At 65.1% G+C, this 20,591-nt stretch carries 14 protein-coding genes and 1 pseudogene; 3 read left to right on the top strand and 12 right to left on the bottom strand.

Annotated features, from left to right (window positions below):
* Nucleotides 1-105 precede the first annotated feature (105 nt).
* Nucleotides 106-978, top strand: coding sequence for a tripartite tricarboxylate transporter substrate binding protein (locus tag D5041_RS09120; protein WP_265284492.1), 873 nt, complete (start codon nt 106-108; stop codon nt 976-978).
* A 17-nt stretch (nt 979-995) separates the two neighbouring features.
* Here the strand turns inward: D5041_RS09120 and D5041_RS09115 are convergent.
* From D5041_RS09115 to D5041_RS09105, 3 genes and pseudogenes are all read right to left on the bottom strand, one after another.
* Nucleotides 996-1,142, bottom strand: a pseudogene (locus tag D5041_RS09115) (hypothetical protein); the annotation flags it as partial.
* A gap of 143 nt (nt 1,143-1,285) precedes the next feature.
* Entirely contained in the window at nt 1,286-1,813 is a 528-nt protein-coding gene (locus D5041_RS09110; protein WP_265284489.1) for a hypothetical protein, read from the bottom strand.
* 202 nt (nt 1,814-2,015) lie between these two features.
* Complete coding sequence (locus D5041_RS09105) at nt 2,016-7,109, bottom strand: phospholipase effector Tle1 domain-containing protein (RefSeq protein ID WP_265284487.1); 5,094 nt, start codon at nt 7,107-7,109, stop codon at nt 2,016-2,018.
* A gap of 190 nt (nt 7,110-7,299) precedes the next feature.
* On the opposite strand from D5041_RS09105, the gene istA reads away from it, so the two are divergent.
* Together istA and istB are read left to right on the top strand one after the other, a co-directional pair.
* A complete protein-coding gene (gene istA, locus D5041_RS09100) occupies nt 7,300-8,826 on the top strand; it encodes an IS21 family transposase (RefSeq protein ID WP_265284485.1) in 1,527 nt (508 codons plus the stop codon).
* Nucleotides 8,827-8,885: 59 nt separating this feature from the next.
* A complete protein-coding gene (gene istB, locus D5041_RS09095) occupies nt 8,886-9,656 on the top strand; it encodes an IS21-like element helper ATPase IstB (RefSeq protein ID WP_265285072.1) in 771 nt (256 codons plus the stop codon).
* A 267-nt stretch (nt 9,657-9,923) separates the two neighbouring features.
* Here istB and D5041_RS09090 read toward each other — a convergent pair whose 3' ends face one another.
* The 9 genes from D5041_RS09090 to D5041_RS09050 form a co-directional block, all read right to left on the bottom strand.
* The gene (locus tag D5041_RS09090; RefSeq protein ID WP_265284484.1) at nt 9,924-10,286 is read right to left on the bottom strand and encodes a hypothetical protein; all 363 of its coding nucleotides are present in this window, start codon (nt 10,284-10,286) and stop codon (nt 9,924-9,926) included.
* A gap of 383 nt (nt 10,287-10,669) precedes the next feature.
* Complete coding sequence (locus D5041_RS09085) at nt 10,670-12,127, bottom strand: N-acyl-D-amino-acid deacylase family protein (protein WP_265257580.1); 1,458 nt, start codon at nt 12,125-12,127, stop codon at nt 10,670-10,672.
* Between the two features lie 10 nt (nt 12,128-12,137).
* The gene (locus tag D5041_RS09080) at nt 12,138-13,115 is read right to left on the bottom strand and encodes an ABC transporter ATP-binding protein (RefSeq protein ID WP_265257581.1); all 978 of its coding nucleotides are present in this window, start codon (nt 13,113-13,115) and stop codon (nt 12,138-12,140) included.
* Entirely contained in the window at nt 13,112-14,134 is a 1,023-nt protein-coding gene (locus D5041_RS09075; protein WP_265257582.1) for an ABC transporter ATP-binding protein, read from the bottom strand. The genes D5041_RS09080 and D5041_RS09075 overlap by 4 nt, the downstream gene beginning before the upstream one ends.
* A 14-nt stretch (nt 14,135-14,148) precedes the next feature.
* The gene (locus tag D5041_RS09070) at nt 14,149-15,036 is read right to left on the bottom strand and encodes an ABC transporter permease (protein ID WP_010103953.1); all 888 of its coding nucleotides are present in this window, start codon (nt 15,034-15,036) and stop codon (nt 14,149-14,151) included.
* Nucleotides 15,037-15,038: 2 nt separating this feature from the next.
* Nucleotides 15,039-15,974, bottom strand: a complete 936-nt coding sequence (locus tag D5041_RS09065) for an ABC transporter permease (protein WP_010103954.1) — start codon at nt 15,972-15,974, stop codon at nt 15,039-15,041.
* Nucleotides 15,975-15,986: 12 nt separating this feature from the next.
* Complete coding sequence (locus D5041_RS09060) at nt 15,987-17,555, bottom strand: ABC transporter substrate-binding protein (RefSeq protein ID WP_265284483.1); 1,569 nt, start codon at nt 17,553-17,555, stop codon at nt 15,987-15,989.
* A gap of 95 nt (nt 17,556-17,650) precedes the next feature.
* Nucleotides 17,651-19,096, bottom strand: coding sequence for a M81 family metallopeptidase (locus D5041_RS09055; protein WP_010103956.1), 1,446 nt, complete (start codon nt 19,094-19,096; stop codon nt 17,651-17,653).
* 441 nt (nt 19,097-19,537) lie between these two features.
* Nucleotides 19,538-20,518: a DMT family transporter gene (locus D5041_RS09050; RefSeq protein ID WP_265284482.1), complete on the bottom strand. Its 981-nt coding sequence runs from the start codon at nt 20,516-20,518 to the stop codon at nt 19,538-19,540.
* Between the last annotated feature and the right edge of the window lie 73 nt (nt 20,519-20,591).

Here is a 20,591-nt window from a genome sequence, read left to right as displayed (position 1 = left end):
TTCCATCGCCGCCGGACATTTTTGCAAACCATGGCAACGGCCAGCATAGTGCCAAGCACTGCGTTTGCGCAGGGACTTGGCGCTTGGCCGGCAGGCACGGTCAAAATGCTCGTCCCCTACGCCGCAGGGGGAGCGACCGACATGGTGGCGCGCGCGCTCGCCGAGAGAATGACCGTGCTCTGGGGCCACGCGGTGCTCGTCGAGAACAAGCCCGGTGCGGGAACAACGCTGGCAGCCGCCCAGGTGGCGCGTGCGCAGGGCGATGGGCTCACGCTCTACATGACCACCTCGGCGCACACCATCAGCGCCAGCATTTACAAAAAACTCGATTACCACCCGATCGATGACTTTGCCCCGCTGACGCTGATCGCCAAAGTCCCCTTGGTGCTGGTCGTGCGCCCGGGCCTGAACATCCGGACCTTGGACGATTTCGTCCGCCATGCGCAGGCCCATCCGGGCAAGACGGCCTACGCATCCCCGGGAAACGGTACGGCGCAACACCTCGCCGGTGCAATGTTCAACATGGCGCAGCAGACCAAAATGGTGCATGTTCCCTACAAGGGCGACGCTCCGGCACTCACCGATTTGCTGGGCGGGTCGGTGGACGCGATGTTTGCCACGCTGACCGTGGTGCTTGCGCATATTGCATCCGGCAAGTTGCAGGCCGTCGCCATTGCGCATGGCCACCGTGTCGAGAAGATCCCGCAAATACCAACCTTCGCACAAGCGGGTCTGAAGCACTTCGAGTATTCCACGTGGTTTGGTGTGCTGGCTCCGGCCTCGATGAGGAACAAGCTGCGTGAGCGCATCGGCCAGGACATCCGATCGGCCGTGCTGATGCCGGAAATGCGGCAAAAATGGGTTGCTATGGGAGCCGAGGTGGTCGCCAGCGAACCGGCGCAATTCCATGCCTTCATGCAGGAGGAATCCCGGAAATGGCAAGCCGCGGTGCAAGTTTCAGCCGCCGAAGTCGACTGAACGCCAGCAGCCCCCCGCTATTTTCCCTTCTTGCGCACGATGACCTGCCCGTTGCGCGCGCCGCTGTGCGCGCCGGTCTGCCAGGTCACGGCGCCGTTGACGATCACCGTGTCGATGCCCTCGGCCGCCTGCGTCGGGTTCTCGTAGCTGGCCCTGTCACGCACCGTCGGTCGTGGGCCCGCAGCTGTTGTAGCGAATGCGCGTTTGCGGTTCCTCTGGGCGTACGGGTGTCCAGGCAGGTTGGCCGCTGGCAAATGGTGGGGGGAGTACGTCGGGCTGGATTTGAGGGATATTTTTCATGGTTTATTTAGTTCGTCCAATCCATCTCAACCTTCTTTCCATCGGGCATGATCATCCAACCACGCTCAATGATTTCTCCATACTTTATTTTCGGTTCCCTGAAATCCCCGCCGGGCATTACATAGCGAAAAGTTCGTCCACCTATGGCGTTGTACCACTCTTCCACATCCCAGCCAACCAATACACCATGATTCGCCAAGCGGATCTTGAGACGCAACAACGAGCTGCCATTTTTACGGATAAAGTCCAAGACTTCATCGGGAATCCTTGATGCAACTTGGACGGTGTAGTCTCCAAGGATGGTTCCCCCTTCATAGCCAGCAGTAACTTCACGCAGTCCATTGCGATTTTTTCGAGGTTCTGCATCATCCGTTCTCCATGTCACATGCAGTGTTCTGGGAATGGACATGGCGTCGGGATAGGTTGAATGGCGATCACCTCCTTCACCAAGAGATAATGCAGCTTCCCATACTTCACCATTTTGATCAAGCATCGTGACATTATTTTTATCTTCACCTACCGTACTGATGTACAAGACCCCCCACGAATTCCTCGATATTTATGGATCAGCATTTTTTCTTCAGGCGTCAAATTGGACACGTTCCATGGGCGCGCTTCCGGATTCAGAAAAATATAGACTCCACTCACCAAAAAAATCAACAACAGAATCGGCAGAAATTGCCGCCGATAATATACTAGCGTGGTGAGTCTGCTCAAGATATTGGTACTCTTCATAATTATTTGATCACCAGATTTCCAAGATTGTACCCATTTTTTGACAACCAATCCCGGTAGCTTTCCATATTTACAGTACCCGTCTCATCAGCTGTATACAGATACTTTGTTTCCGGAGGCAAAGGGAGAGATGGATCCATATCTATACGAGGAACCAAGTCGCGAGGTGTGTAGCTTATGAAATTGTGCTTTTTTATTTCTGCATAAGTCAGTCCTGTACCAGTCATCTTAAGCTGTTTCACCTTGCGACCATCGGCATAGCGTACATCCCGATCCTCAAGGCGGCCAGTGGCTTCACCCAAGGCTATATTGGTACTTTTGTCATGCAATACGGGATTGGGTGGCATATCGATCGATTTTTTGCTCATCTCGACTCCGGCGCTTCTGGCTTGCTCAACCATCCATGCCAATGCCACTTTGGATAAGGAGTTATCCTTGTAACCACCACCAATGTCTGCGTGTGAACCAATAAATCCCCGTTCAATTCGGGTTTTATCTTTTGGCATCTCGGTGCCCATGATGGATTCCAATGGAAATTCACCCCATGCCTCTTTCCCATTCACTATCGGCCGATTTGGTGAATCGGCATTACCACGGTGCTCATTCAATGCCACCGCGTGGACAACATAGGAAAATTGTGCAGGGATGGTTAATTCATAGTTTTGATGTGACGAAAAATTGGTACTCAACACCGTATCCCACAAACCCATAAAACGGAAGTTGACCTTTCTGCAGACTTGATTTTTCGTCTCCTGGTCTTTATAGCTACACCAGCCTTTCGAATCCGTTTTTGCCGCAATTCTGTTGGCAAAATCACGTGCCTGTGCAGCACCTCGACTAAATCCGATGATATCTACCTGCATGGTCTCATCTTCTTTCTTTTTACTTGCTTCTGCATTGAAATATTCAATCATACGTTCAATTCTCTCTGGCCCCGTACAATTTAACCCTTTGTCTTGGGTGGTAGGAAGAATTAAAGGAACAAGGCATGTTTTTGGCTCGATGGGACGCGTGGGATCGCTCATGTCTGTCGTTCCGACTCCACTGATATAGTGTTTTCTTCCATTTGATTTTTCGTAGTAATTTTGGAAAGAAACCACATTGGTCATGCTATCCCCTGACTTGCTAAGTTCAGACTTATCCTTGCTATTCCCCGTCCCATCAAACGCAAACAGCACCAACCCATCCGGATCAATGTATTTGAGCGGGTTGTAGCGCACATAGCTATAGGGATTGGGTCCGTCGGGCGTGCCCAGGGGGTCGGGGGTCAGGTATTGACCGCGTTCGGGGTCGTAGTAGCGCTGGCCGTTGTAGTACAGCCCGGTTTCGCTGTCGGCGTATTGGCCTGGCAGGCGCAGGTTGAGCCTGAAGTCCGTTCGCGCTGCTTGCGCATCCAGCCGCACCGTGCGGATATTTGCCTGCCCAAAGGGCGCGTAGCTGACCTGCCATACCAATTGCCCTTGTGCGTCGGTCGCCGCTTCAATGGCCCCGAGGTGGTTGGCGTGCAGCCATACGATTTTTTCTGCTTGCTCAAACCAGCCTTGCACAATGATTTTCAGGTCGGCCAGCACACTGCGGGGGGCGTCGGCCAGTGGGCGGCCTGCGGGGGTGTCGATGACTGCAATGGGTCTGTTGGCCAAGTAGATGTATTGGCGCGTGATCCGGCCCTGTGCGTCGAGTTCGGCGCTGAGTTGGTGGTCCTCGTACAGGTAGGCTGTGTTGCTGCTGGCCGTGGTTTTTCTGATGCGCTCGCCCCGGTGGTTGTAGTGGTAGCGGGCCAGGCTTGTGCCTTGTTCGCGCACTTCGGTCAGTTTGCCCAGTGCGTCCCATTGGTATTCGCGTTGCCCGATCTGTGTGGGCTGGCCGTTGGCGTCGTAGCGTGCGAGCACGGCGGTCGCTCCTTGTTGTTGTTCTTCGCTCCAGCGGTGGTTTTGCGCGGGGTAGCGGGTTTGCTGCGTGGCTTTCTTCAGTTCGTCCTGTGTTTCTACGCCCTGCTGGCTCAGCACGCGCCGCTCGTCGGGGTCGTAGTGGTAGCGGTTGACTTGGTTTTTCTGCCCTTGTGCCTGCACTCCGGCGACCAAGCGGTTGCGCGCGTCGTAGGCGTAGCTGCTGCGCGCGGATTCTCCCGCGCGGTCCTCGCGGTGCAGCAGGTTGCCGCGCGTATCCCACAGGTAGCGTTGGTCCATGAGCGCCTGCGGGTCCGCTGCCAAGCCCAGCGCGCCGGGCAGGGCTTCGGTGTCGGTCTCGTGGTCCGTGGGCTTGGTCGGCGCGGACTGGGCGTGTGCGCTGCGGACTCCCAGCAGCAGTTGGCTGGTCTGGCCCAGCAGTTCTGCCGCGGCCGCGCGCCGCGCCGTTTGCATTGGCTGCGTCCGCCGGTACACGACGCGCGCCAGTACGCCTTCCTGGCTGCGCTGGTAGTGCGCCTCGATTCCGTTGCCCGTGCGCAGCTGGCTCAATCCCACCAGATCGCGTTTGAGGTCTTGCACGATGGTTTGCGGCGGGCTGAGCCATTGCAGCCAGCGGGTCTGGATGCGGCTGCGCTGCAGGGCGACGATTTGGCCCTGCGGGTCGCGCTGATAGATCAGGCGGCTGCCGTCGGGCAGGCTGGTGCTGAGCACGTTGCCTTGTTCGTCGTAGGTGTAGCGCGTGAGGCTGTTTCGGGTGCTGCCGTCGGCCTGGTGCCGGATGGTGCGCCGCTCGGTTCGCAGGCCCTGCGGGTCGTGCTGGTAGTGCTCGCTTTGCGTGGGGTGTTCGAGGGCAGTGAGTTGGTTGCCTGTGTAGTGCCAGGTGGTTGTGGTGGTGGTTTTTTTCGGGTCGGCTGTGTCGCTGATGTCTTGGCGCAGGATGCGTCCTGCTGGGTCGTACGCGTAGTGCGCCTGGTTGCCGGCGGCGTCGCGGTTGGTTATCAGGCGGTCTGCTGCGTCGTATTCCCGGATGCTGGCTCCTGCGTCGGGGTTGCTGGTGCGCACAATGCGGCCAAAATCGTCGCGCATGGGCTGTGCGCCCGCTGTGCCAAGTTGGGGCGGCAACAGCCGGCTGCGGCCTGCGCCGTCGGTCAGGTCCTGTATCTGTCCCCGGGCGTCGTAGCCAATGTGCAGCACTGCTCCGGTGTTGTCCCAGGTCGCCAGCAGTTGGCCTTGTGCGTCGTAGCGGTAGTGCTGTTGTTGCGCCATGCCCGCGCTGTAGCGGCCGGTTTCGAGCAGCCGGCTTTCGCTGTCGTAGCGGTTGTGCACGATCACGCCGTGGGCGTTGGCCTGCCATTGCAAACGCCCCTGCGCGTCCACGCTCAGGCGGGTCTGGGGGCGGTAGGCTTCTTCGGCCCTGTCCTTGTCTGCGTCCAGGCTGCCTTGCCCGGTTTCGCTGAGCTGGCCCAGTGCGTCGTAGCGGTAGCTTTGTTCCTGGGGTCGGCTTCTGCCCGGGCCCGTGCTGCGGGTGCTGATGAGTTGGGTGGCGCTGTTGTAGCGGAATCGGGTTTGCTGGTTTTGTTCGTTGCTCACCTGGGTGATCAGGCCCGTGCGCGGGTCGTGTTCGATCTGGCTGCGCCGTCCGCCGGGCTGCTCGATGCGGGTGATGAAGCTGCCACCCCGGTCCCATTCCAGGCGCGTGACGTCGCTGTCCTGCGGGGTTTTCGGGGGGCCGTCTATTTCTACCAGCACGCTCTTGCCGCCGACCATGGCGTAGCGGTAGTGCGTCGTGCGGTTGATCGGCGTGGCCTGCTCCGCGTTGGCAATGGGTCGCCCCTGGGTGTCGAGCGGGCTGAATCCGCTTTCGGTCACCTCGGTCGGCTGGCCTGCGGCGTTGTAGCGGATGCGCGTTTGCTGTTCCCTTCCGGGCACCACGCTGGGCCGTGCGATCAGTTCGGGCGCGTATTGCGCGCTTGCGTAGCCGTAGCGCAGCTGCCATTGCGCGGGCTGCGCGCGCCCCTTCGCGTAGGCCACGGTGCTGATTTTTACCGGGCGGCCGTAGACGTCGAGCTCGGTGCGCTTGCCGCTGACCGGTTGGCCTTGCGGGTCCAGCTGGGTCACTTCGGTTATCCGGCCCATGGCGTCGTATTGGTAGCGCTCGTTGCTCGGTCCGCAGCTGGCGCAGCCTGCACCGCGCACCTCCAGCAGGCGCCATTGCATGGCAATGATTCCGTGCCGGTAGGTGGTTTTTTGTCCCTGGCTATTCGTCAGCACGGTTTGTCTGGGTGTGCGGGTGTCGAGCGTGACCTTCTCGGTGTCGCTGTCGGGTGCGCCGCGCACGCTGCTGATCGCCAGCGCGTTGGCGTCGTAGCCATAGCTGGCGATGCGTTCGTTCATCGGCCGGCCGTCGCTGCCTTGGCCGCTGACGCTAATGCCCGTGAGCAGGGTCGGGAAGCGCGCGTCTTCGTAGTGGTAGTGCCGGGTGATTCCCTTGCCCTGTTCTGCGGGGTGGCGCACCTGCACCAAGTTCGCGCTCACCTGGAGTTCCTGCTGCTCTCGGGGTTCCTGGACCTTGGCCTGTTCACTGCCTTGCGGCAAGGCGCTGCCATAGCTGTATTCGAAGCGTCCTGCGGGGCTGTCCATGCTTTGCACGCCGTCGTAGCGCGGCGGTTTGGCGATTGCCCGGGACGATTCCTCGTAGCGCTCCAGGCGGGCCTCCCGGTAGTTCAGCCGCAGTTTGCGCCCTTGCGGGTCGGTGACTTGTTGCAAGCGGCCTTGGGCGCCGTATTGCAGTTGCACGCTTTCGCCACTGGGCAGGCTGATGCGCATGAGCCGGCCCCGGTGGTTGAAGAGCAGTTCGCGCCCATCGGTCCAGCGCCACAGGTATTGCTGGGTCCGCGGCGTTCTGCCCGCGTTGCGGATGCTCACCACGCCGTTGTCCGGCTGCTCGCTCGCGCACTGGCTGGGGTCTTGCGCGGTCTTTTTGAAGATGATGCGTGTGCCGTCGGCCTGCACGATTTGCACGGTGTTCCCGATGTCGTACAGATCGGTTTCGTAGCTGAGCTTCCAGCCGCGCCCCAGGATTCCCGGGGGCACGTTGCTGCGGCCGTACTGGCTGTTGTAGTGGCGCACGATTTCCAGTCCGAGCAGGCCGGTGGGTATTTCGGCGAGCGTGACCATCCATTTCGGCATCGTGACCGCCGATTTCGGAACCGTGACCGCCCATTTCGGTGACGTGACCGAGGGACGACTGATCACCGTTTGAAGGTGCTCGTCAGCCTGTCAAGGGCGCTGGTGTCAGCCTGTCAAGGGCGCTGGTGCTGGTGTTGCGTATGAACCACGGGTTTGGGCATAGCGTCGCGGTCTTTTGGCCGCAGCGCATATGCCACAGCAACGAATCAACATACGCATGATCAAAGACATCCTCAGACTCAAGTACAGCGCCAAGCTGTCGCATGAAGCCATCGCGCGCAGCCTCGGTATCTCCAAGGGGGTCGTGGCCAAGTACCTCGGCATGGCCGGTGCTGCCCGGCTCGATTGGGCCGCAGTGGCCGAACTCGACGAGGCCGGACTCGAACGCCGGCTGCTCGGGCGCAGTTCGGCCGAGACGGCGGTGATCCAACCCGACTTCGCCCATGTCCACATCGAACTGCGCCGCAAGGGCGTCACGCTGATGCTCTTGTGGCAGGAGTACCGCGCTGCCCACGAGGGCCGACGCACCTGGGCCTACACCCAGTTCTGCGAGCACTACAAGACCTTCACCAAGAGACTCAAACGCTCGATGCGCCAGCACCGACGCGCTGGCGAGAAGCTGTTCATCGATTACGCCGGCTCCACGCTGGCGTTGGCCGACGGCTCACGCGCGCAGGTGTTCGTGGCTGCGATGGGAGCATCGAGCTACACCTTTGCCTGCGCTACCACCGATCAGAGCATGCGCTCGTGGCTCGCTGCCATGGCCCGTGCGCTGGCTTTCTACGGTGGCGTGCCGCAATTAATTGTGCCCGACAACCCGCGTGCACTCGTCTCCAATGCCTGCCGCTACGAGCCCCAAATCAACGAGACCGTGCACGACTTCGCCCGCCACTACGGCGTCTCGATCCTGCCGGCACGCCCGTATTCGCCCCAGGACAAAGCCAGCGCCGAATCGGCCGTGCAAGTCGTCACCCGCTGGATTGTGGCCCGGCTGCGCCACCAGGTGCTGGCCGACGTACACGCTGCCGACGCAGCGCTCTGGGCACTGCTGCCTTCACTCAACGAGCGGCCCTTCCAAAAGCTCGATGGCAGTCGCGCCAGCCTGTTCGCCGCGCTCGACAGTCCGGCGCTGACGAGCCTGCCGGCGCAACCCTGGCAGTGGGCCATCTTCAGGACCGTCAAGGCCCACATCGACTACCACGTCGAGGTCGAGCGCCATCGCTACAGCGTGCCGCATGCGCTGGTGGGTTTGGAACTGCAGGTGCGCATCACCGACGCGCTGGTGGAGGTGCTGCATCGCGGTCAGCGTGTGGCCTGCCACGTGCGCAGCAACCAGCGCGGCGGCTTGACCACGCACGATGAGCACATGCCCGCAGCCCACCGGGCGCACAAGCAGTGGACGCCCGAGCGGCTGATCCACTGGGGTCAGGGCATCGGTGCGAACACGGGCCAATTCGTCGTGCAGTTGCTGCACAGATTCCGTCATCCCGAGCACGGGTATCGCAGCTGTCTGGGCCTTCTGAGTTTGGCCAAGCACTACGGCCCGCAACGCCTGGAAGCGGCCTGCACGCTGGCTCTGGAGTTGCACGCCGGGCACTACCGCCATGTGCGCGAGATTCTGTTCAACGGACGCGACCTGATCGCGCGCAACCACAGCGCGCCCGAGTGGGTGGCACCCGCGCACGAGAACCTGCGCGGCGCGGCCAACTACCAATGATGCGTGTCGTCACGCGTACTGCCGACGGCACCGAATCCACCAAACCAGAGAACCCGAACATGATGATGAACAACACCCTGGCGCAGCTGCGCGAGCTCAAACTCGTAGGCATGGTCAGCGCCATCGAAGAGCAACTGAGCAGCAGCGCGAGCACCACGCTGAGCTTTGAGGAGCGGCTGGCGCTGATGGTCGATCGGGAGGTGCACCAGCGCAGCGACAAGCGCCATGCGGCCCTGCTCAAACGGGCACGGCTGAAGTACCCGCAGGCCTGCATCGAAGACGTGGACGGCCGTGCCGGGCGCGGCTTTGAGCGACCGACGCTGATGAGTCTGGCGCTGTCGCGCTGGGTCGAGGAAGGCAGCGCGCTGCTCATCACCGGCCCTACCGGCTCGGGCAAGTCGTGGCTGGCCTGTGCGCTGGCGCAGTACGCGTGCAGGCGCGGGCAATCGGCGCTGTATCTGCGCGTGCCGCGACTGGCCGAGGAACTGCGCATCCTGCACGGCAACGGCGGCTTCACGCGCTGGCTGGCGACGCTGGCGCGCACCGACGTACTGCTGCTCGACGACTGGGCGCTGGCAGCCCTGGACGGCCCCACGCGGGCGGACCTGATGGAGGTCATAGACGACCGGGCAGGCACCCGCGCCACGATCATCACCAGCCAGTTGCCGCTGGAGCACTGGCACGCCTGGATCGGTGACGCAAGCATCGCAGACGCCATCCTCGACCGACTGCTCGCGCGCAGCCACCGCCTGGCATTGAAGGGCCAATCGCTGCGCACGCAACCGCCCGGCGCGGGCAACACCACTGACTCTCCCGAGACGGTGCGCTGAGCAGCACCAGCCCTGTGCATTCGTGCACAGGGCCACGCGGGCCGCGCGACTGAACGCCTACAAGGGCGTTGTTGACCTGTGGATGAGTCAGAGTCCAAGCACAAAAAATAGAAAAACACAAGAAAAAACTCGAACGATACTCAGGTATCGTGGCCTGCAACACCCGACAAGGAGGCCTCAACCAGTCAATCCATACCCCTCTCTACAATCTCAACCGCGTAACCCCAGACCCAGCGCTCAAATCGGTCACGATGCCGAAATGGGCGGTCACGCTCGCCGAAATACCCAGCCGGGCAGCGCGGGCATGTCTTCCTCGCGCTGGTATTTGTTGCCGCTGATGACGTGGATCGGGTTGCCCGCGCCCTGGTTCGTGCCGCTGGTGTTGCCCTGGCTCGCGGGGCCCGGGCTGCCGCAGGTTGCACCGCCTGGCGTGGGGCTGCAGACCCCGCCGCCCGGTCCGGCGGTATCGGGCTTTTCTGTGCCGGGCATGCAGCTTTGGCGTTTCGGGTCGCAGGTCCCCGGCGTCTTGCCCCCGGGCAGACCGTCGAGCGGACCGGCCGATGCGCTTTGGCCGAGCACTACCGCGCATACAAGGCAGGCTGCGTGCAGCAGTTGCTTCGGGTGCATCATTTGGTGGCTCCACAGGATGGGCAATTCGCACCGACACAGCCCGTGTCTCCCCCGCCGGTGCCCGGGTCGTCAGCGCGTGGCGCAGCCGATCGTGGTGTGCTGTGTTGCCGCATGATGAATTGGATCGACAAGGTTTTCTGGCTTGGCAATGACCCAAAATGGGGCGGGAACCCGATACGGAGTTCCCTCTGTACAGTGGCCGACTACAGGGAAGGCAGTTACGCCGAGTCCCGGCCAGCATGCACTGGTAACGTCAGTGTATCCCATGGATCACGAATGATAAGCATTCGATTTCCTGCCGTGGTCTGCAACTTGATGCAGCAGCGACCCGACCCCTGCCTTCATGCAGGAGGAATTCCGCCGCCGAAGTCGGCTGAACCCCGCTATTTTCCCGTCTTGCGCACGATGACCTGCCCGTTGCGCGCGCCGCTGTGCGCGCCGTCCTGCCAAGTCACGGCGCCGTTGACGATCACCGTGTCGATGCCCTCGGCCGCCTGCGTCGGGTTCTCGTAGCTGGCCCTGTCGCGCACCGTTGCGGCGTCGAAGATCACCACGTCCGCGTGCTGCCCGGGCGCGAGCGTGCCGCGCCCTTGGAGTCCGAAGTTGCGCGCCGTGAGTCCGCTCATCTTCCACACCGCGGTCTCCAGCGGGAACAGGCCGAGGTCGCGGCTGTAATGGCCGAGCACGCGCGGGAAGCTGCCCCACAGGCGCGGGTGCGGCTTCTCGCCGAGCGGAATGCCGTCCGAGCCGATCATGGTCTCGTCGAACGCGAGGATGCGCTGCACGTCGTCCTCGTGCATCATGAAATAGATCGCGCTGCCGGGCTGCAAGCGCCGCGCCGCCTCGGTTCCCGAGACGCCCCATTCGGCCGCGATGTCCTTCAGGTCGCGGCCCGCGCATTCGGGGTGCGCAAGGCTCGACGCGATGAGCACGCGGCAGTCCAGCATCCCGCGGTCGGTGCGGATCATGGTCGATCCCGCGGTGTAGGGATAGCAGTCGAGCGCAATGCACTGGTGGCGCATGGCCTCCTGGATGAAGGGCAGCGTGAGCCGCGTCTTGCCAAAGTTCCGCGCGTTCTGCACCTTGTGGTGCGAGATCACCACCGCAACGTCGAGCGCGCGGCCGATGGCAAAACTCTCTTGCAGCGCTTCCATCACCTGGTCCGCCTCGTCGCGCATATGCGTCGCGTAGAGCGCCTTGCGCGCCGTGAGCGGGCGGCCGACCGCGATGATCTCCTCGGTCGTGGCCTGCGCTGCGGGCGGGTAGAAGGTGCCGCTCGACAGGCCGATGGCGCCGGCCTGCAGCGCCTCCTCGACCAGTTCCTGCATGGCGCCGATCTCGGCCGCGTTCGCCGGGCGGTCCAGGTCGGCCATGGTCACGGCGCGCAGGGTCGAATGCCCGACCAGCGCCGCGACGTTCACCGACGCGGGCGCAGCGCGCAGCGCGTCGAGGTACGCGGCGAAGCGGGTATGGCGTCCCTCGGCCGGCGTATCGAGCAGGCTGAGCGGCATCGGCAGGTCCATTCCGGCGCGCAGCGGCGCGGCGCTGATCCCGCAGTTTCCCGTGACCACGGTGGTCACGCCCTGCGAGACCTTGAACGGCATCTGCGCCTGCGACAGCAGCGCCTGGTCGTCGTGCGTGTGCGCGTCGATGAAGCCGGGCGCGACGATGCGGCCGCTGGCGTCGAGGACCTGGTGCGCCGCGCGAGCGCTCAGGTCGCCGATCTCGGCGATGCGGCCGGCGCGGATTCCGACGTCGGCCGCGAACCGCGGCGCCCGGGTGCCGTCGATCACGTCGCCGCCGCGGATCAGCAGGTCGAAGGCAGATGGGTCGTGCGGCACGGGGGGCTCCTTAGCGAAAATGGCAGGCTACGAAATGCCCGTCTGCCGGGGGCCGTGCGCCGAGTTCGGGCGCCTGCTCCTGGCACACGGGCCGCGCCAGGGGGCAGCGCGTATGGAAGTGGCAGCCCGGGGGCGGGTTCGCCGGGCTCGGCGGGTCGCCCTGCAGCAGCAGGCGTTTCGCCCGCGTGCGCGGGTCGGGAACCGGAACCGAGGACAGCAGGATCTCGGTGTAGGGATGGCGCGGCGCGGAGAACAGCGCGTCGCGGTCGGCGACTTCGACGATGCGCCCCAGGTACATCACGGCCACGCGCCGGCTGATGTGGCGCACCACCGCCAGGTCGTGCGCGACGAAGAGGTAGGCGATTCCCAGCTCCGCCTGCAGGTCCATCAGCAGGTTCACCACCTGCGCCTGCACCGACACGTCGAGCGCCGAGACCGGCTCGTCGCAGACGATCAACTTGGGCCCGAGCGCCAGCGCCCGCGCGATGCCCAGGCGCTGGCGCTGGCCGCCGGAGAATTCGTGCGGGTACTTGCTTGCCGCCTCCGGCCGCAGGCCGACCCGGGCGAACAGCCATTGCACGCGCGCGCGCCGCTCGGCGGCCGAGGCCATGCCGAAATTCCTCAGGGGCTCGGCGACGATCTCGCCCGCCGAAAGCCGCGGGTTGAGCGACGCGTAGGGGTCCTGGAAGATGATTTGCAGTTCGCGCCGGCGCAGCCGCATCTGCCCGGGCGACAGTTGCGTGAGCTCCTCGCCTTCGAGCCGCACCGAGCCGCAGCTGGGTTCGACGAGGCGCAGCACCGACTTCGCCGTGGTGGTCTTGCCGCAGCCCGACTCGCCCACCAGCGCCAGCGTCTCGCCGCGCGCCACGGAAAAGGAGACGCAGTCCACCGCCTGCACCGGCCGCCGCGCTTTCTCCAGCCAGCGCCGGGGGAGCGCGTAGTGCTTGCTGAGCCGCTCGACCTGGAGCAGGGGCGCGGGGGTGTTCATGCGCGCGCCTCCTGCGCGGCCCGGACGCGGCCTTCCTCGACGGCAAAGCAGGCCACCGTGTGCCCTGCTGCCTGCGTTGCGAGCCGCGGCGTCTCGCTCGCGCAGCGCGCGCCGGCGTGCGCGCAGCGCGCCGCAAAAGCGCAGCCGCGGCCCAACTCGTGCGGCGCCGGAACCATGCCCGGGATCTCCGCCAAGCGCGCCCCGCTGCTGTTCATCGAGGGCATCGAGGCCATCAGCGCGCGCGTATAGGGGTGCAGCGGCCGGTCGAAGAGGTCCAGCACGTCGGCCTCTTCCACCTTGCGCCCGGCGTACATCACGATGACCCGCGTGCAGCTCTCGGCGACCACGCCCAGGTCATGCGTGATCAGCACCACGCCCATTCCCAGTTCCTGCTGCAGGCGCCCGATCAGGTCGAGGATCTGCGCCTGTATGGTCACGTCGAGCGCCGTGGTCGGCTCGTCGGCGATGAGCACCTCGGGGTGGCAGACCAGCGCGAGCGCGATCATCACGCGCTGGCGCATTCCGCCGGAGAGCTCGTGCGGGTACGCGTGCACGCGCCGACCGGGTTCGGGGATCGCTACCTGACGCAGCATCTCCACCGCGCGCGCGAGCGCGTCGGCGCGACCGAGCCTCTGGTGCAGCCGCACCGTCTCGGCGATCTGCCGGCCCACGGTGAGCACCGGGTTCAGCGAGGTCATGGGCTCCTGGAAGATCATCGAGATGCGGTTGCCGCGCACCTGCCGCATCGCGCGCTCGCTCAGGCGCAGCAGATCGGTTCCGCGCAGGCGCACCGCGCCGCCGATGCACGCCGGCGGTGTCGGCAGCAGCCGCAGGATCGACAGCGCGCTCACACTCTTGCCACAGCCCGACTCGCCGACCACGCCCAGGGTCTGGCCGGCGCGCACCGTGAACGAGACGCCGTCGACCGAGCGCACCCGCCCGGCCAGGGTGTCGAAATGCGTGCGCAGGTCCTCGACTTCGAGCAAGGGCTCTCCAACGGGCAGGCGGGGCATGTGCATCGTGCGACCCGCGCTCACAGCTGCCGCGCCAGGCGCGGGTCGAGCGCGTCGCGCAGGCCGTCGCCGAGCAGGTTGATCGCCAGCACCGTCGTGGCCAGCAGCAGGCCCGGGTACAGGATGATGTGGAACGCCACGGCAACGAAGTTGCGGCCTTCGGCCATCATGTTGCCCCAGCTCGGCGTCTGCGCCGGAACGCCGACGCCGAGGAAGGACAGCACCGCCTCCGAGAGCACCGCAGCGGCCGCGACGAAGGTGGCCTGCACGGTCAGCGGCGCCACGATGTTCGGCAGCACGTGGCGCAGCAGGATCCACGGCAGCCGGGTGCCGACCGCGTGCGCCGCCTCGACGAACAACTGCTCGCGCAGCGTGAGCGCCAGCGAGCGCACCAGCCGCGCCACCCGGGGGACCTCGGGGATGGTGATGGCGACGATCACGGTCGCCAGGCTGGCCCGGGTGAGCGCCATGAGCGCGATCGCGAGCAGGATTCCGGGGATGGCCATGAACCCGTCCATGGTGCGCATGATCCACGCGTCGGCCCAGCGCACGAAGCCCGCGAGCAGCCCGAGCAGCGCGCCCAGGGCCGTCGCCATGCAGGCCACCGCAAGGCCCACGATGAGCGACACGCGCCCGCCCCAGACCGCGCGGCTGAAGACATCGCGCCCCAGCGCGTCGGTGCCGAACCAGTGCTCGGCCGACACGGACTGCATGCGCGCCAGCGGATCGATGTCCTGCGGGTCGTGCGTCGCGACCCAGGGCGCGGCAAGCGAGAGCGCGGCCACCGCGATCAGGAGCAGCGCGCCGAGAATCAGCGTCGGGTGCTTGCGCAGCCAGCGCCAGCGCGGCACCACGAAGGGGGCCTCGTGCGCCGCGGACGCGTCGGCCAGGAGAAGGGGCGTGGACATGGTCAGTACCGTATGCGCGGGTCGAAGAAGCGGTAGCTCAGGTCGATCAGCAGGTTGATCAGCACGTAGACCCCGGCCGAAATCAGCAGCACGCTCTGGATCACCGGGTAGTCGTGGCGCAGCACCGAGTCGATGACCAGCCGCCCCACGCCGGGAATCGCAAACACCGTCTCGGTCACGACCACGCCGCCGATGAGCAGCGCGATGCCCACGCCCACCGTGGTGGCGATCGGGATCGCGGCGTTGCGCAGCGCGTGGCCCAGCACCGGCAGAACGCCCAGGCCCTTGGCGCGCGCGGTGCGGATGTAGTCCTCGTGCAGCACCTCGAGCACGGTGGCGCGCGTCATGCGCGTGACCAGCGCGCTGTAGACCAGCGCCAGGTTGACGCAGGGCAGGACCAGCGAGCGCAGCCAGCCAGCCGGGTCTTCGGCCAGGCGCACGTAGCCCTGCACCGGAAACCACGGCAGCCGCACGGCGAAGCTGTAGATCAGCAGGTAGCCCACGAGGAACACCGGCACCGAGAAGGCGAGCACCGCGAGCAGCATCACCAGCCGGTCGATCCAGCTGCCCGCGCGGTACGCCGCGAGCGTTCCCAGCGGCACCGAAAGCAGCAGCGTGAGCGCCATCGTGAACAGCGCGATGCAGAGTGTGGGCTCGAGCCGCTGGCCGAGCAACTGCGCCACCGGAACCTGCGTGAAGATCGAGGTGCCCAGGTCGCCACGGGCCAGCTTGCCGACCCACAGCGCGAACTGCTGCCACAGCGGCAGATTCAGGCCCAGCGTGGCGCGCAGCCTCTCGATGTCCTCGGTGCTCGCGAGGTCGCCCGCGATCAGCGCCGCCGGGTCGCCCGGCGCCAGGTGCATCAGCAGGAACACGATGACGGCCACCACCGCCATCACGGGCAGGGTGGCGAGCAGGCGGCGCAAAACGTAGCCCATCGGGTCTGCGACCTACTTGTCGAACATCCAGGGCATGGGTATGCCGGCCCAGATCCCTTCCGCTCCCTTGAGGCTGGTGCGCGCGGCGAAGGCGATCGAGTACTGGCCCGTGCTCACGTAGGGAACGGTCTCGTAGGCGCGGCGCTGGAATGCGTCGAGCAGTTCCTTGCGCTTGGCGGGTGCGCGCTCCTTGAGCCAGACGCTGCGCAGCTCGTCGAGCGGCTTGTCGCAGGGCCAGCCGGGCAGCGTGTTGCCGCAGGCTGCGCCCAGGTAGAGGTTGGTGATGGGCGAGTCGATGTCGAGCTGGCAAGCCGCCGTCGCGTAGACGTTCCAGCCGCCGGCCTCGGGCGCGTCGCGCCTGGTGCGGCGCGCGCTGATGGAGGACCAGTCCATGGTCTGCATGTCCACGTTCATGCCGATGCTGCGCATGGTCTGCGCGGCCATCAGCGCCTCGGCGTTGAGGTAGGTGATGTCGCTGGGCACCAGCAGCGCCACCTTCTCGCCCTTGTAGCCCGAGGCTGCGAGCATCTGCCGGGCCCGCGCGAGGTCGGCCCTGCGGTAGGGCTCGGCGCCGGCCGCCGTCTCGTTGCTCCCGCCGCAGATGAAGTAGCTGGGGCAGTGCGTCACGCGCATGTCCAGCGGGTAGCCCATGGCCGTGGTGAAGCGCTCCTGGCTCACCGCCTGCAGCAGCGCCTGGCGCACCTTCGGGTTGTTGAACGGCGGGTGCAGGTGGTTGAACACCAGCAAGCCCTGGTAGGCACCGCCCGAGCCGATCTTCACGCTCTTGTCGCTGCGCAGCGCAGCGATGTAGTCCGGTGGCAACTGTTCGATGAGGTCAACCTCGCCCCGCTTGAGCGCCGCGATGGCGCTGTTCGCGTCGGGCAGGTAGAGCCATTCGACACGCTCGAAGGGGCTCCTCTTGCCACCCGCCAAGCCGTTTGGCGACTCGCTGCGCGGCACGTAGTGCGGGTTGCGCACGAACACCACCTTGTTGCCCGGAACCCATTCGTCGCGCTTGAAGACATAGGGGCCGGAGCCCAGCACCTCGGTCAGCGGCGCGCTGGCCGGCATTCTTGCCAAGCGCTCGGGCAGGATCAGCGGCGGGAAGCCCGAGGGCTTGGCCAGCGCGTCGAGCACCAGGCCAAAGGGCTCGTCGAGCGTGAGCGTGAAGCTGCGCGCGTCGCTGGCCTTCCACGCGGCGCCGCTGGCCAGCATGGCGCGGCCCATGCTGTCGCGCGCGGCCCAGCGCTGCAGCGAGGCGATGGCGTCGGCCGAGGTCACGGCGCTGCCGTCGGAAAACTTGAGCCCGGGGCGCAGCGTAAAGCGCCACAGCTTGCCGTCCTCCGAAGCCGCGTACTTCTCGACCATCTGCGGCTGGGGCTTGCCGCCCGCGTCCTGCGCAAACAGGCTTTCGTAGACCATGTGGCCGAAGTTGCGCGAGATGTAGGCGGTGGTGAAGGTCGGGTCGAGGATCTTCAGGTCGGCGTGGGCCACCATCTTCAGCGTTTTGGGCGGCGTCTGGGCGAGCGCCGGGAGGCAGGCACAGGAGAGCGCCAGGGCGGCGAGCATGCGTCGTTTCATCTTCGGTTCTCCAACGGGAGGCTGCAAGGAATCGGGGGAATGCATCCGGGGGGCGCCGTGGCCGTTGTCCCCCGAACTGGCGCAAGAGCGGGCGCTCATGCCGCGATCGGCCATTTCGGCAGGCGCGCCTTGCGGTACGCGAGCGTGCTCAGGTCGAACGCCACCGTGCCCGGCGCGCCGACGTAGATCACGTGCTTGGCGAGCCGGGAGTAGGACGCGTGGAAATGCTGCGCCGACTTCACGACGATGATTTTCTTGGCCGCGAGCACGCAGCCGAGCTGCGTGAACAAATCGATGTCGATCGCCTGGTTGCGCAGCGTGTTCAGCACGATCTCGATTCCTTCGGCCTCGACCAGCGCGCAGTCGCCCATGAGCGCACGCGTTGCGGCCAGGCCGGTCATCACCAGGTCCTTGCGCAGCGCCTTCACCGTGCATTCCAGATCCAGCGGGTCGCCCGAGAGCGGGCCGATCTTGCCGCCAATGCGCATGGCCAGCCTCGCGCCCACCCCCGCGTCGAAGGCGATGCGCACCGCGATCGGGTCCCACAGCGGGCCCAGCGCCGCGTTGCTGATTGCGCGCTCGCGCATGCGGCGCAGGATGAAGGTGGAATCGCCCACCGCGCCGCCGCCGGGGTTGTCCGCGCCATCGGCCAGCACCACGGGCCCGGCAGCGCAGGCCAGCGCCTCGTCGAGCGCGGCGTCGATTCCGGAGTAGTGCACCACCAGGCCGTCGCGCATGGCGATGACTTCGTCGGCGAGTTCGCGCGCCAGCGCCTCGGCCCGGGCCTTGTCGCCATCGGTATAAACCAGCAGCTTGGTTCCCATCTCGGGAACGTCACCCCACGGAAAGCCGTGCGTGAGCGAGATCGAGAGCACGCCGTCGCGCCCCTCGAGCGACTGCATGCGCTCGACGAAGGCGCGCGCCGGCGCACGCGAGGTATGCACCGTGGCGACCATCTCGCAATCGACCACCGCGGCCACCGGCCGCACCCGGCCCTGAACCATGGCGGCGCACAGGTCCACCAGTTCCAGCGCACGCTCCAGTACGTCGGTGTGCGGGTACTCCTTGAACGCGATCAGCAGGTCGGCGTGCTCCACCATCGCGCGCGTGAGGTGGTTGTGCGGGTCGAGCTCGGCGCCGACGACCACGCCGGGCCCGACGATCTGCCGCACGCGCGCCAGCAGGTCGCCCTCGCAGTCGTCGTACCCTTCGGCAACCATCGCGCCGTGCAGGCCCAGCAGCACCATATCGACCGGCAGCGCCGCGCGCAGATCGGCGAGCAGTTCGTCGCGCAGCGTTTCATACGCGTGGCGCGTGGTCGTTCCGCTGGGCTGCGCGCTGGCGACCATGCCTTCGCACAGCGTCCAGCCCTTGTCGGCGCCGCGCAGGCGCGCGGCCCACAGCGGGCCCGAGAACAGCGTCATCGCATCGGGGTGCTTGCCCGCGGCAAAGTAGCCACGGTCCTTGAACGCGGACAGGCCGGTCGGCATCGGGGCAAAGGTATTCGTTTCGGTGGCCAAGGAGGCACTGAAGACACGCATGGCGGGTTCTCGTAGTGGGTGGGTCTGCGCGGCTCAGGCGGCAAGCGTGCGCAACGGCAACAGGCGATTCAGGAAAGGCGCCACGGTGGAAAGTGTAGGCAGTAATTTTCTGATACACAAATTGATTGAAGGAATCCAAGGGAAAACCCGTACACATCGCCCGCCCCTGCGTCAGAGTCGTTGTCGCCTCCATGGAATCAAGCACCGGGGCAGCATGGAACGCAATCCGTAACGCATAAAGCATGCCAACCCCATGCTTGGGCAAGCAGTGTCCCGACAGGAGCGGGTCGTGCAGAAGCTCTGCGCTCCGGCAAAGCTGCGGAAGGTGCCCGAGATTTCTTGCTTGGACCTCGGGCAATTGGTAGCGGTCCACCAGCAACTCGCCGGCGCGTAAAAAGGGGGGTTATCCGCAGAAGATGCGTATCCGCCTCCCCGCCACGCTCATGTCGCGCGCTCGCGCAATCCGGACGCCGACCTCAGTGCCAGCGGCACCACGTGCACGCCCAAACCCAGCAAGACCGCTGCGACCGACATCAGCAAGCGCAGGCTCAGATTCTCTCCTGCGAACAACCACGCGAGCGTCACGCCAAACACCGGGATCAGCAGCGCGAAAGGCGCTGTGGCGGCTATGCCGATGGCACCAATGGCTTGCCCCCACAGCACCTGCGCCACGACGAAGGATGCAAGCACCAAGTAGGCCACTGGCAGCCAGGCATGCAACGGCGCCTGCACGAGCGTCTGGATTGCGGATGGCGCCGCAGGCAGCATCACCTCACGGACAACGGACACGACCGGCAAGCAAATCAAGCCGGTCGCGCACTGCAAGCGGAGCATGCCTTCCGGGTAGCGCTTCATGGTGACGCTGGCGACGGCCCATCCGGCTGCAGAAATCAGGCACACCGCGCAAGCGAGCAGTGGTGCCTTGCTGCCGCCCATCACCAGCACGCCGGCGAGGCCCGCCAAGCCCAAGACGCAGCCCACGACCGTCGTAGCACGAATGGACTCGCCCAACATGAGCCAGCCGAGCGCCAGCGAGATGAACACCTGGAATTGCATCAGCAGTGCCGCGAGTCCGGGTGAGAGGCCCAGTTGGATTGCCATCGTTGACAGCAGGTACTGGCCGATTCCCGAGCAGGCGGCGTAGCACAGCAGCGCAGGCCACGGCACCCCGGGCCAGCCGACGAATGGAACCAGTAGCGCCACGAAGGCGAAGCGCAATGCGGCAAGCAGGTAGGGATCGAAATGCTTCAGCGCGAACTGCAGCACGACGAAATTGCCGCCCCACAACAGGGCAGCGACCACCGCGGCAATATAGGCTCTGCGTTCCAAGCTCATGGTTGAATCTCGATCCATGGTGTGCGCGCCGACTCGGGCGCATCGGTCAGCTATGCGCTGGTTCCCGTGATGGTAGATCATGGTCATGGATTCGGGCGGCACGCAGGCGTCGCATAGCCTGAAGGCGCTGTGCTCGCGGGCGTAAATCCGGACAGATTGA

The organism is Verminephrobacter aporrectodeae subsp. tuberculatae (assembly GCF_026127385.1).
In the GTDB taxonomy this organism is placed as follows: Bacteria; Pseudomonadota; Gammaproteobacteria; order Burkholderiales; family Burkholderiaceae_C; genus Acidovorax; species Acidovorax aporrectodeae.
Note: the sequence above shows the minus strand (reverse complement) of the source record. Positions and strands in the feature narration are given on the sequence as shown.

Coding starts and splice junctions, on each gene's coding strand:
- D5041_RS09120 (WP_265284492.1), top strand. CDS start 106: ATGCTCGTCCCCTACGCCGCAGGGGGAGCGACCGACATGGTGGCGCGC.
- D5041_RS09105 (WP_265284487.1), bottom strand. CDS start 7,109: ATGCCGAAATGGATGGTCACGCTCGCCGAAATACCCACCGGCCTGCTC.
- istA (WP_265284485.1), top strand. CDS start 7,300: ATGCCACAGCAACGAATCAACATACGCATGATCAAAGACATCCTCAGA.
- istB (WP_265285072.1), top strand. CDS start 8,886: ATGATGATGAACAACACCCTGGCGCAGCTGCGCGAGCTCAAACTCGTA.
- D5041_RS09090 (WP_265284484.1), bottom strand. CDS start 10,286: ATGATGCACCCGAAGCAACTGCTGCACGCAGCCTGCCTTGTATGCGCG.
- D5041_RS09080 (WP_265257581.1), bottom strand. CDS start 13,115: ATGAACACCCCCGCGCCCCTGCTCCAGGTCGAGCGGCTCAGCAAGCAC.
- D5041_RS09075 (WP_265257582.1), bottom strand. CDS start 14,134: ATGCACATGCCCCGCCTGCCCGTTGGAGAGCCCTTGCTCGAAGTCGAG.
- D5041_RS09070 (WP_010103953.1), bottom strand. CDS start 15,036: ATGTCCACGCCCCTTCTCCTGGCCGACGCGTCCGCGGCGCACGAGGCC.
- D5041_RS09065 (WP_010103954.1), bottom strand. CDS start 15,974: ATGGGCTACGTTTTGCGCCGCCTGCTCGCCACCCTGCCCGTGATGGCG.
- D5041_RS09060 (WP_265284483.1), bottom strand. CDS start 17,555: ATGAAACGACGCATGCTCGCCGCCCTGGCGCTCTCCTGTGCCTGCCTC.
- D5041_RS09055 (WP_010103956.1), bottom strand. CDS start 19,096: ATGCGTGTCTTCAGTGCCTCCTTGGCCACCGAAACGAATACCTTTGCC.
- D5041_RS09050 (WP_265284482.1), bottom strand. CDS start 20,518: ATGACCATGATCTACCATCACGGGAACCAGCGCATAGCTGACCGATGC.